The sequence below is a fragment of the Bacillus sp. 5w2 genome (assembly GCF_054353775.1).
This window is the reverse complement of record NZ_JBTIWT010000001.1, coordinates 795,372-810,468: the sequence shown is the minus strand read 5'-3', so window position 1 is coordinate 810,468 and position 15,097 is coordinate 795,372. Positions and strand designations below refer to the sequence as shown.

Sequence of the window (15,097 nt, the reverse complement as noted above, 5' to 3'; positions counted from 1 at the left end):
CCACTGAGATGAAGCGTTTCAGTGGGGGGCTTGAGTTAGAACACTAGGTCTTTTCTTCTATCACTAGACAGTTTGACGCTCTAGCATTCATGCCACCCTACGGTAACACCCCAAGTAAGTTTTTGGTTGGTACTGGCAACGAACGATAGTTTTCCCACTTGCACCACCCTTTCGAAAAAGAGCAGTTCTCCCTTGTGGAAGAAACCACCACTCAGATGAATCCGGCGTGTGCTACAAGCCCCGACAAGTCGAGTACACATGGATGGTTGACGCACCCACTAAGCTATGCACGAAGCAACAGCCTTACGTTTTTGCACTTCTAATAGAATCGGCGTTTTCACTCTAAGATTGTCATCCCATTCTACAACTCTTGATTTTTCCAATGTATTCAATGCACCATTAATATCAGCATGAATACATGTTCCTACTTTACTTTGGTACAGACCACGAGTGATTCTTTTGCCACTAAAGCGATAATGCGTACTATCATCCTTAGACCAAACTGGAACCGGATCTTTGTCTAGAAAACTGGCCTTTGAAGTATAGCTTTCTTCTTGTTTCAAAAATCGGATGCCTTCTTTTACGCATTTATTCTCAATTGCTGCAATCAGTTTATGGAACGGGATTTGAGCAAATGTTTGATTGTTCTTTTTTCCTATATGAGATTTTTGTTTCCAGCCAGTGTTATCCCCTATGACAATTGTATCTATGTTATATGCTTTCACTTCTTTAAACAACAGGCCTACAGTTTGTGAAATGTAACCATTTATTTGTCGTTCTCGTTTATGCCAAAGTGCAGCCATTTTATTCGTTACAATACGATTTGAAATTCCATTGTCCATATTTTTCTGTTGCAGATTACGTATCATTTTGTTGAAGTATTGATTAATGGATTTTAATTTTTTTCCATCAATTAAAAATGTATCACCTGTATTTGTTACGCAACTTACTAATCTATCTACACCTAAATCGCAACTCAAAGCGTTACTCGTAGTCGTGGATGGTTTCTTCATTTGAGAAATGTGCATTTCATATGTGTAATGCACCTCAAAGAACCGACCTTTTTGCTTTGGTACAATCTCAATGTAGGAGATTTTTTTATTTCTTACGTTTTTCGGCATACGTATTTTAATGGAACCGAATTTTTTCCTGAATGCCACATTCATCGGAATCATCCAATACCCGTTATCATCAACTTTTGGGACTTGATAGATTTCAATAATTCGTTTGTCAGTGGAACGAGAATAATTGGGAAACTTAGGACGCCCTGTGAACTTCTCAGGTTTTTTCTTCCACTGTTCCAACGCTTTAAAAAAGCTCTTCACTTCTGTAAACAAGGCTCTACGAATCGCTTGAACAGAATTTGATTGAATGCCCCAGTAATTCATATCGGCTTGCATGGCAGTATCCACTTCTTTTATAGTAGCCATTTTATTATGATTCAAGTAACTTTGTTTAATCGTGTACAATCCAACATTTCGCAATGCTTTTGAACTATGTGACATGCGTTGCAGTAAGCGGAAGTCTTTAGCAGTCAAGCAAGCTCGCCCGATATTTTGTTTTTGAGTGAATCGTTGTATGATTTCTCTTTTCTTTTGTTTACGTAATACTTTCACTGCTTTCTTTCTGGCCATTGTTTTCACCGCCTTTCTTAGAGGAATCATTAAAAATTTTTTAACAAATCCATATTCGGAACGAAATGAAACAACATGCGAACATGTTCTTCATCGTAATTCCTTTTGACTCAAGTAGCTGAATGATAATCATTATCCAATTTCGTTGTCTTACAATCTATTCCCTCCTCTCCTTATCTACGCAGATTATATCGTAAGACAAAAAAACAAACATTCGCACTCAAAAAATTATTATGAGCGAAACAAAAGAGTTCAGCCTACCTTCTGACAGCAATTCATCTCCACCTGAATTGTTGAGTTTCACCCGTAACACAAATCGGAGGGAGTCTTCTTGCCGAAAAGGATAAAAAAAGGAACAAAGGCAAATGCCCTTGTTCCTTTTTAAGAAAATGAAAAAGAAAAGAAGAAGATAAGACGAATTGCTTTGTATAGTTTTTCATATCATCCACTCCTTTTCATTTCGATTTGTTGTAAGTATATATCTTTTAGATTATACGAAATAATCTGATGTTTTATCAAGTATATTTTATTTCTTTTTACGGAATATGTGTCAATGAATATTATAAGAAAAAAATTCGAATTTTTTGTGACGAACTTGTAGGTTTTTGTATGATTTTGTAGGTTCGCCTATAAGATGTGTGAGTAAGCTTTTATAAATACGAAATGAAAGCGTTCGCATGAAGGGGATGAGCATAAATGAAAAAATTCGGATTGGCAACACAAATTTTTGTCGCGCTTGTTTTAGGGATTGTGGTAGGGGCAATCTTTTACGGCAATAAAACGGCGATTTCTTATATCACACCAATTGGGGATATATTTATTCACTTAATTAAAATGATTGTAGTACCGATTGTTATTTCAGCATTAATTGTTGCGGTAGCTGGTGTAGGAGATATGAAGAAGCTTGGGAAACTGGGCGGTAAGACAATTCTTTATTTCGAAATTATTACAACGATCGCTATTTTAATGGGATTACTTGCGGCAAATATATTCCAACCAGGTACTGGCGTTGATATGAGTAACTTACAGCAAAGTGATATTTCTTCTTATAAACAAACAGCAGATGCTACAGAGAAGAAAGGTTTTGCTGACACGATTGTTCATATTGTACCGAAAAACGTATTTGAATCGATTGCACAAGGTGACTTATTACCGATTATTTTCTTCTCAGTGTTATTCGGTTTAGGAGTTGCGGCAATTGGGGAGAAAGGAAAGCCTGTCTTTAACTTCTTTGAAGGTGTACTCGAAGCGATGTTTTGGGTTACAAATCAAGTTATGAAATTTGCACCATTTGGTGTATTCGCATTAATTGCTGTTACGGTTGCAAAATTTGGTGTAGCAACATTACTTCCTTTAGGAAAACTAGTGCTAGCTGTATATGTAACTGTTATACTATTCGTTGTGATTGTATTAGGTATTAATGCACGAATGGTTGGCGTAAACATTTTTACATTAATGAAAATTTTAAAAGAAGAACTTATTCTTTCATTTACGACAGCAAGTTCAGAAGCTGTTTTACCTAATATAATGAGAAAAATGGAAGAGTTCGGTTGTCCAAAGGCAGTTGCCTCTTTCGTTATTCCGACAGGTTATACATTTAACTTGACTGGATCGGCTATTTATCAAGCGTTAGCGGCATTGTTTGTTGCACAAATGTACGGTGTGCACATGTCACTGACGGAGCAAATAACGTTATTATTCGTTCTCATGTTAACATCCAAGGGTATGGCGGGAGTTCCAGGTGCATCGTTCGTTGTTGTATTAGCAACATTAGGTTCAATGGGGTTACCACTAGAAGGTATCGCGTTAATTGCGGGAATTGACCGCATTTTAGATATGATTCGCTCAGCTGTCAATGTATTAGGAAATGCATTAGCGGCCATTGTTATGTCGAAGTGGGAAGGCGAATTCGATAATGAGAAAGCAAAACAATATGTAGAAACAGTCAAAGAAACAAAAGCAGCATAAGAAATTGTTAAGGAGTGAATAATCATGACAACATTAACTGAAGTTAAAAATGGTGTTCGAATTGAAAAAGATTTTTTAGGTGAAAAAGAAGTACCAAACTATGCATACTACGGCGTACAAACAATGCGTGCAGTTGAAAACTTCCCAATTACAGGATACAAAATCCATGAAGGTTTAATTAGAGCGTTCGCAGTTGTAAAAAAAGCTGCAGCGCTTGCTAATACAGATGTGGGAAGATTGGAATTGAACAAGGGCGGCGCGATCGCAGAAGCTGCTCAAGAAATTCTTGATGGAAAATGGCATGATCATTTCATCGTAGATCCAATCCAAGGCGGAGCAGGTACTTCAATGAACATGAATGCAAATGAAGTCATTGCCAATCGTGCTCTTGAATTATTAGGAATGGAAAAGGGAGACTATCATTATATTAGTCCAAATAGTCATGTAAACATGGCGCAATCAACAAACGATGCATTCCCAACGGCGATTCATATCGCAACATTAAACGCATTAGAAGGTTTATTACAAACGATGGGTTATATGCATGATGTATTTGAATTAAAAGCAGAACAGTTCGATCATGTGATTAAGATGGGCCGTACACATTTACAAGACGCTGTGCCAATTCGTCTTGGACAAGAATTTAAAGCGTACTCTCGTGTACTTGAACGTGATATGAAACGAATTCAGCAATCACGTCAACACTTATATGAAGTGAACATGGGGGCAACTGCAGTTGGTACAGGCTTAAATGCAGATCCAGAATATATTGAAGCAGTTGTAAAACATTTAGCTGCAATTAGTGAACTACCACTTGTTGGTGCAGAAGATTTAGTAGATGCAACGCAAAATACGGATGCATACACAGAAGTATCTGCAGCACTTAAAGTATGTATGATGAATATGTCTAAAATTGCAAATGATCTTCGCTTAATGGCATCAGGTCCACGCGTTGGTTTAGCGGAAATTATGCTACCTGCTCGTCAACCAGGTTCATCTATTATGCCAGGGAAAGTAAACCCTGTTATGCCAGAAGTAATTAATCAAATTGCGTTCCAAGTAATTGGTAACGACCATACAATTTGCCTTGCTTCAGAAGCAGGACAATTAGAATTAAACGTTATGGAACCAGTACTTGTTTTCAACTTACTTCAATCAATTAGCATTATGAATAATGGTTTCCGTGCCTTTACAGATAATTGCTTAAAAGGAATTGAAGCGAATGAAGATCGCTTAAAAGAGTATGTTGAGAAGAGTGTAGGAATTATTACAGCCGTGAACCCTCATATCGGTTATGAAGCAGCAGCTCGCGTTGCGAAAGAAGCAATCGCGACAGGGCAATCCGTTCGAGAACTTTGTGTGAAAAATGGTGTATTGTCACAAGAAGATTTAGAGTTAATTCTAGATCCATTCGAAATGACACACCCAGGGATTGCAGGAGCAACTCTTTTAAAGAAAAATTAAAAAAAGAGGGGGGACAATCCCCTCTTTTTTGTTTACAATATAGAAATGCTATATATGAATAGAGGTAGGGATGTTATGAGTAAGTTTACAGTAGCTTCTAATGGTTCATTAGAAACGACATTAAGAGGAGTAGAAGTATTATCAACACCACTTTTAAATAAAGGGGTCGCTTTCACGCAAGAAGAGAGAGAAGAATTAGGTTTAAAAGGGTTATTACCGCCAGCGGTTTTAACGTTAGAAGAACAAGCGCGCCGAGCATACGAACAATTTTGTTCTCAGCCGGATGATTTATTAAAGAATGTATACTTAACGGCATTACATGATCGAAATGAAGTATTATTTTATCGTATTTTAACAGATCATTTACGTGAAATGTTACCGATTGTATATACACCAACTGTCGGTGTAGCAATTCAAAGATATAGTCATGAATATCGTAAACCACGTGGTGTGTATTTATCAATTAACGATCCGTCAGGTATTGAAGAAGCGTTCGCCAATATCGGTGCAACAGCAGAAAATATTGATTTAGTCGTTGTAACAGATGGAGAAGGTATATTAGGAATTGGTGACTGGGGCGTTGGTGGTATTAACATCGCAATCGGAAAATTAGCTGTTTATACGGCTGCAGTTGGAATCGATCCTAGCCGTGTATTACCGGTAATTTTAGATGTAGGTACAAATCGTGAAGAATTATTAAACAATCCATTTTATATTGGAAATCGTCACCCTCGTATAACAGGTGAAGCTTACGATGAATATATTGATACATTTGTTCAAGCGGTAAATAAACAATTCCCGAAAGCACTTCTGCATTGGGAAGATTTCAGTTCTCGTAACGCACGAAAAATTTTAGATAAATATCGCCATGACGTGTGTACGTTTAACGATGATATTCAAGGAACAGGTGCAGTTTCGCTTGCTGCTGTATTATCAGCAGTAAAAGCTTCTGGTGTACCGTTAAGTGAACACCGCGTTGTAGTGTTTGGTGCTGGTACGGCTGGAATCGGTATCGCAGATCAAGTTAGAGATGCGATGGTTCGCGCCGGATTATCAGATGAAGAATCACATAATCGTTTCTGGTGTATTGACCGTAACGGATTAGTTACAGATAACATGGAAGATCTTCTTGATTTCCAAATGCCATATGCAAGAAAAGAAGCAGAAGTAAGTGAGTGGAAAGAAAATGATATAATCGGACTTGCTGAAGTTGTGAAACATGTACAACCGACAATTTTAATTGGTACATCTACTGTTGCAGGCGCATTTAAAGAAGAGATTATTAAAGAAATGGCTTCTCACGTAGAAAGACCAATCATTTTACCAATGTCGAATCCGACGCCACTTGCTGAAGCAAAACCAGCAGATTTAATTGAATGGACAGAGGGAAGAGCATTAGTTGCAACAGGAAGTCCATTTGAACCAGTTACATATAACGGTGTAACGTATGTAATTGGACAATCAAATAACGCACTTATTTTCCCTGGACTGGGTCTTGGTACAATTGTTGTTCGTGCAAGCGTCATGACGGATGGAATGTTCGCAGCAGCAGCTGAAGCGGTTGCAAGCATGGTAGATACAAGTCAGCCAGGAGCACCTATCTTACCAGAAGTCGAAGAGTTACGTAATATCTCGGAAATGGTTGCGATTGAAGTAGCGAAAGTTGCAGTTGCAGAAGGTGTTGCTAGAGTGAAATTAAGTGATAATGATATCAAGATTGCAGTGAAAGAAGCAATATGGGAACCAGAATATCGTCAAATAAAAGCGGTAGAAAAGGTTAGAATATAGAAATAAAGCCCGTTTATCATAATAAACGGGCTTTCACTTTTACTATTGAAAAAAAGTATAGGAAGTGGCACTTTTGAATTGGAATCAATTATGGAAGAAAGATATATCCCTTTTAATTATACTAATGGTTGTTGTTCCGATTGCTGGAGAGCTTAATTTTCATCCTTTCAACGATACGTTTCGCGTTAGCTTTGGGACACCACTTTTCTTCTTTTTATTACTCTTTTTAAGAAGAATACCAGCAGCAGCTGCAGGTATTCTTGTCGGTATATGTGTCGTTTTATTCCGTGTATGTCTTGACTGGGTATTGCAAGGTTCATTCCATATGACAGAATCATTTTATTTGCGTTATCCTGTGTTCTTTTATTATTTTATTTATGGAAGTCTTTTTTCACTTTGTAGGGTGAATAAGTTTCATCAGAGACCAATCGTTATTGGATGCCTTGGAATTACAATTGAAATTATTGCAAGTATGTCAGAGCTAGCGATTTATCATATGGTAGTGATCGGTACAACAATAACAGTTTCTGAAGTGAATAAACTTATCATTATTGCTATTTTCCGCAGTTTCTTTGCGCTTGGCTTTTTAAATATGATGAATTTATATGAAACGAAATTAAAAGAATCACAAGTTCGAAAAGAAAATGAAAAAATGTTAATGCACTTGTCCAATTTATATGTAGAATCTGTTCATTTGAAAAAAACGTTACAAAATGCAGAATTGATTACACAAGAAGCATATCAACTATATCGAAATTTACAAGCGAACGATGCCTCAAATAGTAAAATAGCATTGAAAATAGCAGGAGAAGTGCACGAAATAAAAAAAGATAATCAAAGGATTTTTGCAGGATTATCTAAACTGTTATTAGATAAAAATGTGGCTGAGTATGTAGAAGGACATGAGCTTACAGAAATGATTGTAAGAATAAATGAAAAGTATGCTGAAATGCTAGAGAAACATATACGTTTTTCTAAACATATAGAAGGTGAGCACGCTGCATATCACGTGTATACAGTGCTATCAATCTTTAATAACTTAGTTGCTAATGCAGTAGAGGCAATTGAAGATAGAGGTCTTATTCGTATTAAGTTATATAAACGAGAGCAACATGTAATCTTTGAAGTAATTGACGATGGCCCTGGTATTGCACAAAAGTATAAGAAATTAGTATTTAAGCCCGGGTTTACTTCAAAGTATGATCAAACGGGAACACCGTCCACAGGAATCGGACTTTCTTACATACACGAAATGGTAACAGAGCTCGGCGGAGAAGTAAGGTTAGAAGACAATGAAACTGGAAAAGGGTGTAAGTTTATCGTTTATTTACCGGAGTGCAGTTTAAAGCGGGAAGGGGAATAAGTTTGTTTTATTATATTGTAGATGATGATGAAGTTTTCCGTTCGATGCTTTCGCAAATTATTGAGGATGGCGATCTAGGGGAAGTAATTGGAGAATCGGAAGATGGAGCGTATATTGAAGCAGAACAGCTAAATTATAAAAAAGTAGATATTTTATTTATTGATTTACTCATGCCAATGAGAGATGGCATTGAAACAGTTCGCCATATAGCGCCTGCATTCAATGGGAAAATTATTATGATTTCTCAAGTTGAATCGAAACAGCTCATTGGTGAGGCGTATACACTTGGTGTGGAGTATTATATCACGAAACCACTAAACAAAATTGAAGTTGAATCTGTCGTACGAAAAGTAATGGAACGGATTCGCTTGGAGCGTTCCATACATGATATTCAAAAATCATTGAATAACGTGTTTCAGTGGGAGCAGCCGCAAATGCGCAATGAACCGGTGCAAGAAGGGAAAAAGATATCAGATTCAGGACGCTTTTTACTATCTGAACTCGGTATTGCGGGAGAGAATGGCAGTAAAGATTTACTTAGTATGCTGGAATATTTATATGGACAAGAAAAGGCGCAAACATTTGAATTTGGATTTCCTGCGTTAAAAGATATCTTTCACCAAATAACATTAAAAAAATTAGATCATATAGCTTCGGATGCAGATATAGATAAGGAGAGAAAAGCATCTGAACAACGTGTAAGAAGAGCGATTTATCAATCATTGAATCATTTAGCTTCCCTCGGACTAACAGACTTTTCAAATCCGAAATTTGAAAGTTATGCTCCGAAGTTTTTTGATTTCACTGTAGTTAGAAAACGAATGACAGAAATGACAAAGGATGAAATAGCAACTTCTGGCCATATACGAATTAATACGAAAAAATTTATTCAAGTGTTGTATTTTGAGGCGAAACGGCTGATGGAGATAGAGTGAAAAGGTGCTTATAAATAGGCATCTTTTTTTGTTAAATCAACATTTTATATTTTCTCGTGGAGCATGTAAAATGTTAAGTAAGAGAAAATGGTTTTACATTAAGGAAGTGTCAAAACAATGAGTTTTACATTAAATAAATCGATTATAAAAGAAGTATGCGGAGAGACCTCATATAAAAGAGGGGAAGCTTATTATAAATCAAATAAAGTAATCGTGAATCATTATGATGAAACGAAAGAAATTTGCGAAGCGACGGTAAAAGGGAACGAAGATTTTCATGTTACAGTAGAAAAAGCTCAAAAAGGTGATGTAGTTGCGAGATGTAGTTGCCCTTCGTTAGCGTCTCTTCAAACTTACTGTCAACATGTTGCAGCCGTATTAATACAAATCAATTATAATCAGCAAACGGGTGGCATGCTCCCTGCTAGTAGTGAAAATATGAGCGGAAATGATCAATTAGCGAATGGGATGTTTCAGTTGTTTGCAGACAAACCACTGAAGCCCAAAAGTAAACAACACCGTTTTGATACACGTGAAATATTAGATGTTGCGTTTATATGTTCACCAGTAGCGACGAAAAGTGGTGGGGCTCTTCTTGGAATTCAGTTAAAACTTGCGAAAACATATTTTATAAATCATATTAGAGAATTTCTTTCTAAAGTGGAGAAGAGAGAGACTTTTCATTGTTCTAATGAATTTACATATACACCAGATGTACATAGTTTCAGGCAAGAAACGGATGCGGTTATTCAGCAGCTGATTAAAATGTATCATAATGAAAAAATGTATGAAGATGCGTTAGAAGTACACGCGAAACAAGATGAAAGTATGATATTTATACCGCCAGCTTCATGGAAAGACATGCTCTCTTCACTTTCTAAAGTTGAGTATGTACAGCTGAAACAAAATGAACAACAGTTTCAGGGATTACAAGTTTCAAACGGTTTATTGCCATTACATTTTGAGTTTACGAAAGGAAATAATGGCGGATTTACACTTCATATAGACGGCCTAAATCGTGTTCAAGTTATGGAAATGTATAACAACGCTCTTTACGATGGGAAATTATATCATTTACCTATGGAAGATTGTATGCGACTTATTGAATTGCAAAAGATGATGAATCGCTCAAATAGCAATCAGTTTTATATTCCTGAAAGTAAGATGGAACATTTCGTAGCGAAAGTTGTGCCAGGATTAATGAAACTTGGAACAGTACGCATTGATGAAGTGATATCAGATCGTGTTGAAACGCCGTCGCTAAAAGCAAAACTGTATTTAGATCGTGTGAAAAATCGTTTGTTAGCAGGTCTTGAATTCCATTATGGAAACGTCATGATTAATCCGCTAGAAGAAGACGGGCAGCCGTCAGTTTTTAATCGTGATGAGAAAAAGGAAAAAGAGATTTTAGACGTTATGAGTGAAAGTGCCTTCGCGAAAACAGAAGGTGGTTACTTTATGCATAATGAAGAGGCTGAGTATAACTTTTTATATCACGTCGTTCCAACGTTAAAAGGCTTAGTTGATATTTACGCGACGACAGCAATTAAATTACGTATTCATAAAGGGGATACAGCTCCTCTTATTAGAGTAAGAAGAAAAGAAAGAATGGATTGGTTGTCATTTCGTTTTGATATAAAAGGAATACCGGAAGCTGAAATTAAAGGGGTATTAGCGGCTCTTGAAGAGAAACGTAAATATTATCGATTAGCGAATGGTTCGTTATTATCACTGGAGAGTAAAGAGTTTAATGAAATTAATCAGTTTGTAAAAGAATCAGGTATTCGGAAAGAATTTTTACATGGGGAAGAAGTGAATGTTCCACTTATTCGGAGTGTAAAATGGATGAACGGACTTCATGAAGGAAACGTTTTAAGTTTAGACGAGTCTGTTCAAGAGTTAGTTGAAAGCATTCAAAATCCGAAAAAATTAAAGTTTACAGTGCCGCAAACTTTACATGCTGTAATGAGAGAGTATCAAATATACGGATTCGAGTGGATGAAAACACTCGCTCATTACCGTTTTGGCGGTATTTTAGCAGATGATATGGGACTTGGAAAAACGTTGCAAAGTATTGCTTATATAGATTCTGTGTTGCCTGAAATTCGAGAGAAGAAGCTGCCCATATTAGTCGTTTCACCGTCATCACTTGTTTATAACTGGCTTAGTGAATTGAAAAAATTTGCCCCGCATATTAGAGCGGTTATTGCCGATGGAAATCAAGCAGAGCGCCGAAAAATATTAAAAGATATAACAGAATTTGATGTCGTAATTACGTCATATCCATTACTGAGAAGAGATATAAAATCGTATGCGAGGCCATTTCATACGCTATTTCTTGATGAAGCACAGGCATTTAAAAACCCTACAACACAAACTGCAAGAGCAGTGAAAACGATTCAAGCTGAATATCGTTTCGGATTAACAGGGACACCTGTAGAAAATTCATTAGAAGAGCTATGGTCTATCTTTCATGTCGTATTCCCGGAATTATTACCAGGAAGAAAAGAGTTCGGTGATTTAAGACGTGAAGATATAGCGAAGCGAGTGAAACCATTCGTATTAAGGCGATTAAAAGGGGACGTATTACAGGAGCTTCCTGATAAAATAGAGCATATACAGTCATCGGAGTTATTACCCGATCAAAAAAGTCTCTATGCTGCTTATCTAGCCAAGTTAAGAGAAGAAACGTTAAAACATTTAGATAAAGATACGTTACGCAAAAATAAAATTAGAGTTTTAGCGGGATTAACAAGATTACGCCAAATTTGTTGTCACCCTGCTTTGTTTGTTGATGATTATAAGGGCAGTTCAGCTAAATTTGAACAACTGTTAGAGATTTTAGAGGAATGTAGAAGTACAGGGAAGAGAATTCTTATCTTTTCTCAATTCACGAAGATGCTTTCCATTATTGGCCGTGAGTTAAATCGTCAAGCAATTCCATACTTTTATTTAGACGGAAATACCCCTTCGCAAGAACGTGTAGAGCTATGTGATCGGTTTAACGAAGGCGAAGGAGACCTATTTCTCATTTCTTTAAAAGCTGGTGGTACAGGCCTTAACTTAACGGGTGCCGATACAGTTATATTGTACGATTTATGGTGGAATCCAGCTGTTGAACAACAAGCAGCAGATAGAGCATATCGAATGGGACAAAAAAATACGGTACAAGTTATTAAATTAGTGGCTCACGGCACAATTGAGGAAAAGATGCATGAACTGCAAGAGAGTAAGAAAAATTTAATCGCTGAAGTGATTGAGCCGGGAGAAGAGAAATTATCTTCTATTACGGAGGAAGAAATACGAGATATTCTAATGATTTAATATGAAAAAGCTATGCTTTCAAATTTATGAGAGCATAGCTTTTTGTTGTAATAATAATATTTTGTTTTGAACAAAGTAAAGAAATAAGACACTATTTATTTTACTTCTTTGTACCTTTACTTTTGTATGGCTTTGCAGCTGCCTTTTTCTTTGCACTTGATTGCCAACGATTCCATCCTTTACTTCCTGTACCTTGTCCTACACCTTTTTTCGGTTTTGCTTTCGTTTTGCTCATATGATCACTCCGTTATATAAAAATCTTATTTGATAATAGTCAATGATTTAGAAAATACTCTTTATAAATGACTATGATTACTTTAAGTAAAAATAAACTGCTTGAATGCTATAGTATAACATGAATTTGCAAGTAAACTGAAAGGAATTACAAAGAAAATGAAAATAATACGAAATACTGCGGATTCTATATTTCGAACGATTACATTACTTGTTGTGTATATGTTAGTCTCGGTTAGTGAAACATTTTTGGGATTGACAAGGCAAAAGAAGTAAAGAGGGTATATTGGAAACAATCAATAAAGCCGTAAAATAAAGAATTGAAAAATATTTTAAAACTTTTTGTTGACTTTCTTTATTTTTTGTATAGAATAATCATTAATAAAATGTTTCAGAGATGTGACAACAAAACGACTATGAAAGGACGAGTAGTAGTAGGATGTAGTCTAAGCGAGTCAGGGGTGGTGCGAGCCTGATACGAAGCCTATTATGAAGAACCTCCTGGAGTTGCTAACCGAAATCCTTTATAGGAAAGTAGACTTAGCCGGGAACTTCGCCGTTACAAGAAGAACAGTATCGAGATATTTCATCTCCGTACTGTATAAGTGAGCAACCTCTGTTGCTAATTTGGGTGGTACCGCGGAACCAAAGCCTTTCGTCCCAGTTTTTTGGGAAAGAAGGGCTTTTTTTGTTGGCTTCTTTTCACAACATCCAAACATTTTAGGAGGAAACCACCATGTATCAATCATTAATGACAGTAAGAGAGACTCAAATCGCAATTAAGGAAGTTAAAACATTTTTCGAGGATCAATTAGCAAAACGCCTTGAACTATTCCGTGTATCTGCACCATTATTCGTAACGAAAAAATCAGGATTAAATGATCACTTAAACGGTGTAGAACGTCCAATTGAATTTGATATGTTACATTCAGGAGAAGAATTAGAAATTGTGCATTCACTAGCGAAGTGGAAAAGATTCGCATTACATGAATACGGATATGAAGCTGGTGAAGGTTTATATACAAACATGAACGCAATTCGTCGTGATGAGGAACTTGATGAAACACATTCCATTTACGTTGACCAATGGGATTGGGAAAAAATTGTTCAAAAAGAATGGCGCACTGTAGACTACTTGCAAGAAACAGTACAAACAATTTATGGAATATTCAAAGATTTAGAAGATCACTTGTTTGAAAAATATCCGTTCCTTGGAAAGTATTTACCAGAAGAAGTTGTTTTCATCACTTCCCAAGAACTAGAAGATAAATATCCAGAATTGACACCGAAAGATCGTGAACATGCAATTGCAAAAGAACACGGTGCAGTCTTTATTATAGGGATTGGTGATGCACTTCGTTCAGGTGAAAAGCATGACGGACGCGCAGCTGATTACGATGATTGGAAATTAAACGGTGATATTTTATTCTGGCACCCAGTACTACAATCTTCATTCGAATTATCATCAATGGGAATTCGTGTTGATAGTAAATCACTTGATGAACAGTTAACGAAAACGGGTGAAGATTTCAAACGTGAGTATGATTTCCATAAAGGGATATTAGAAGACGTACTACCATTAACAATTGGCGGTGGTATCGGACAATCAAGAATGTGCATGTACTTCCTACGTAAAGCACATATTGGTGAAGTTCAATCTTCTGTATGGCCTGACGATTTACGTGAAGCTTGCAAGAAAGAAAACATTCATCTGTTTTAATAGAATTATGAGGGAGAGTAGCTCAGGGATAGAGCTATCCTCCCTTTTTTGTTGTGTAAACGAGTGGTTTACAGAGAGTTTTACTAATGGTTTCTTTCATTTATATCTCTTTTTATGTAATAATTTGTTAAAGGAGGGGACGTTATGAGCATAGGAGAACAGCTGAAAAAATTACGAGAACTAAAGGGGTTTTCGCAAGAGGATGTTGCTAAAAAGATTGGTGTGACGAGGCAAGCAGTGTATAAGTGGGAAAATGATAAAAGCTTTCCGGATATTGAAAATTTGATTTTATTGAGCGAAATGTATAATGTTACGCTTGATGAATTAATAAAAGGTAATCAAGATTTAAAAGAAAAAATACATATTGATGAAGAAGATGAGGATTTTGAGAAAGAGAATGAATTTGGTTTTTATATTGGATGTGGTTTGCTAATTGTGAGTGCTTTCATTGATTATGAAGGAATGCAAGAGATCTTATTAGGAATTTCACTATTCATGATGGTTTTTTACACTGACATGAAGAAAGTTATTTTGAATGAGTTCCGATCGTTTTTTAATAGAAAAGATATATATGATAAGAAGTGAGAAGAGTCCGTTATATTTCCTAGGAAAGGGTATAACAAGTAATTGAATTGTTTTATAATGATTTTGGGATGTTGATAGTATG

10 protein-coding genes and 1 other annotated feature are annotated in these 15,097 nt (G+C 36.3%); of the genes, 8 read left to right on the top strand and 2 right to left on the bottom strand.

The window, feature by feature from the left end; translation table 11 throughout:
• Positions 1-278: 278 nt before the first annotated feature.
• Positions 279-1,634, bottom strand: coding sequence for an RNA-guided endonuclease TnpB family protein (locus ACXY7N_RS04055; protein ID WP_016134117.1), 1,356 nt, complete (start codon positions 1,632-1,634; stop codon positions 279-281).
• Between the two features lie 696 nt (positions 1,635-2,330).
• On the opposite strand from ACXY7N_RS04055, the gene ACXY7N_RS04050 reads away from it, so the two are divergent.
• The 6 genes from ACXY7N_RS04050 to ACXY7N_RS04025 all read left to right on the top strand — a co-directional run bounded on the left by ACXY7N_RS04050 (position 2,331) and on the right by ACXY7N_RS04025 (position 12,476).
• On the top strand, positions 2,331-3,602 hold the full coding sequence (locus ACXY7N_RS04050; RefSeq protein WP_016088439.1) for a cation:dicarboxylate symporter family transporter: 1,272 nt from the start codon (positions 2,331-2,333) through the stop codon (positions 3,600-3,602).
• 24 nt (positions 3,603-3,626) lie between these two features.
• Positions 3,627-5,066 carry an aspartate ammonia-lyase gene (gene aspA, locus ACXY7N_RS04045; RefSeq protein WP_016088438.1) on the top strand — a complete coding sequence of 480 codons (1,440 nt, stop codon included), beginning with the start codon at positions 3,627-3,629 and terminating at the stop codon, positions 5,064-5,066.
• Positions 5,067-5,141: 75 nt separating this feature from the next.
• Positions 5,142-6,854 carry an oxaloacetate-decarboxylating malate dehydrogenase gene (malS, locus tag ACXY7N_RS04040; protein WP_016134118.1) on the top strand — a complete coding sequence of 571 codons (1,713 nt, stop codon included), beginning with the start codon at positions 5,142-5,144 and terminating at the stop codon, positions 6,852-6,854.
• A gap of 64 nt (positions 6,855-6,918) precedes the next feature.
• Positions 6,919-8,217 (top strand): sensor histidine kinase, encoded by a 1,299-nt coding sequence (locus ACXY7N_RS04035; RefSeq protein WP_098412643.1) that lies wholly within the window; start codon positions 6,919-6,921, stop codon positions 8,215-8,217.
• A gap of 2 nt (positions 8,218-8,219) precedes the next feature.
• Positions 8,220-9,152 carry a response regulator gene (locus ACXY7N_RS04030; protein WP_016134120.1) on the top strand — a complete coding sequence of 311 codons (933 nt, stop codon included), beginning with the start codon at positions 8,220-8,222 and terminating at the stop codon, positions 9,150-9,152.
• Between the two features lie 117 nt (positions 9,153-9,269).
• Complete coding sequence (locus ACXY7N_RS04025) at positions 9,270-12,476, top strand: DEAD/DEAH box helicase (protein WP_488592293.1); 3,207 nt, start codon at positions 9,270-9,272, stop codon at positions 12,474-12,476.
• Between the two features lie 100 nt (positions 12,477-12,576).
• On the opposite strand, the gene ACXY7N_RS04020 is transcribed toward ACXY7N_RS04025, so the two are convergent.
• The gene (locus ACXY7N_RS04020; RefSeq protein WP_000047588.1) at positions 12,577-12,711 is read right to left on the bottom strand and encodes a DUF3934 domain-containing protein; all 135 of its coding nucleotides are present in this window, start codon (positions 12,709-12,711) and stop codon (positions 12,577-12,579) included.
• A 406-nt stretch (positions 12,712-13,117) separates the two neighbouring features.
• Positions 13,118-13,376 (top strand) — a binding site (T-box leader).
• A gap of 70 nt (positions 13,377-13,446) precedes the next feature.
• Here ACXY7N_RS04020 and asnA point away from each other — a divergent pair.
• Positions 13,447-14,430 (top strand): aspartate--ammonia ligase, encoded by a 984-nt coding sequence (gene asnA / locus ACXY7N_RS04015; protein ID WP_016088433.1) that lies wholly within the window; start codon positions 13,447-13,449, stop codon positions 14,428-14,430.
• 144 nt (positions 14,431-14,574) lie between these two features.
• Positions 14,575-15,015, top strand: coding sequence for a helix-turn-helix domain-containing protein (locus ACXY7N_RS04010; RefSeq protein ID WP_016088432.1), 441 nt, complete (start codon positions 14,575-14,577; stop codon positions 15,013-15,015).
• Positions 15,016-15,097: the final 82 nt, after the last annotated feature.

What these genes read in the sequence shown, in the direction of transcription:
- asnA (WP_016088433.1), top strand. Translation starts at nt 13,447, where the DNA reads ATGTATCAATCATTAATGACAGTAAGAGAGACTCAAATCGCAATTAAG.
- ACXY7N_RS04010 (WP_016088432.1), top strand. Translation starts at nt 14,575, where the DNA reads ATGAGCATAGGAGAACAGCTGAAAAAATTACGAGAACTAAAGGGGTTT.
- ACXY7N_RS04055 (WP_016134117.1), bottom strand. Translation starts at nt 1,634, where the DNA reads ATGGCCAGAAAGAAAGCAGTGAAAGTATTACGTAAACAAAAGAAAAGA.
- ACXY7N_RS04025 (WP_488592293.1), top strand. Translation starts at nt 9,270, where the DNA reads ATGAGTTTTACATTAAATAAATCGATTATAAAAGAAGTATGCGGAGAG.
- aspA (WP_016088438.1), top strand. Translation starts at nt 3,627, where the DNA reads ATGACAACATTAACTGAAGTTAAAAATGGTGTTCGAATTGAAAAAGAT.
- ACXY7N_RS04050 (WP_016088439.1), top strand. Translation starts at nt 2,331, where the DNA reads ATGAAAAAATTCGGATTGGCAACACAAATTTTTGTCGCGCTTGTTTTA.
- malS (WP_016134118.1), top strand. Translation starts at nt 5,142, where the DNA reads ATGAGTAAGTTTACAGTAGCTTCTAATGGTTCATTAGAAACGACATTA.
- ACXY7N_RS04020 (WP_000047588.1), bottom strand. Translation starts at nt 12,711, where the DNA reads ATGAGCAAAACGAAAGCAAAACCGAAAAAAGGTGTAGGACAAGGTACA.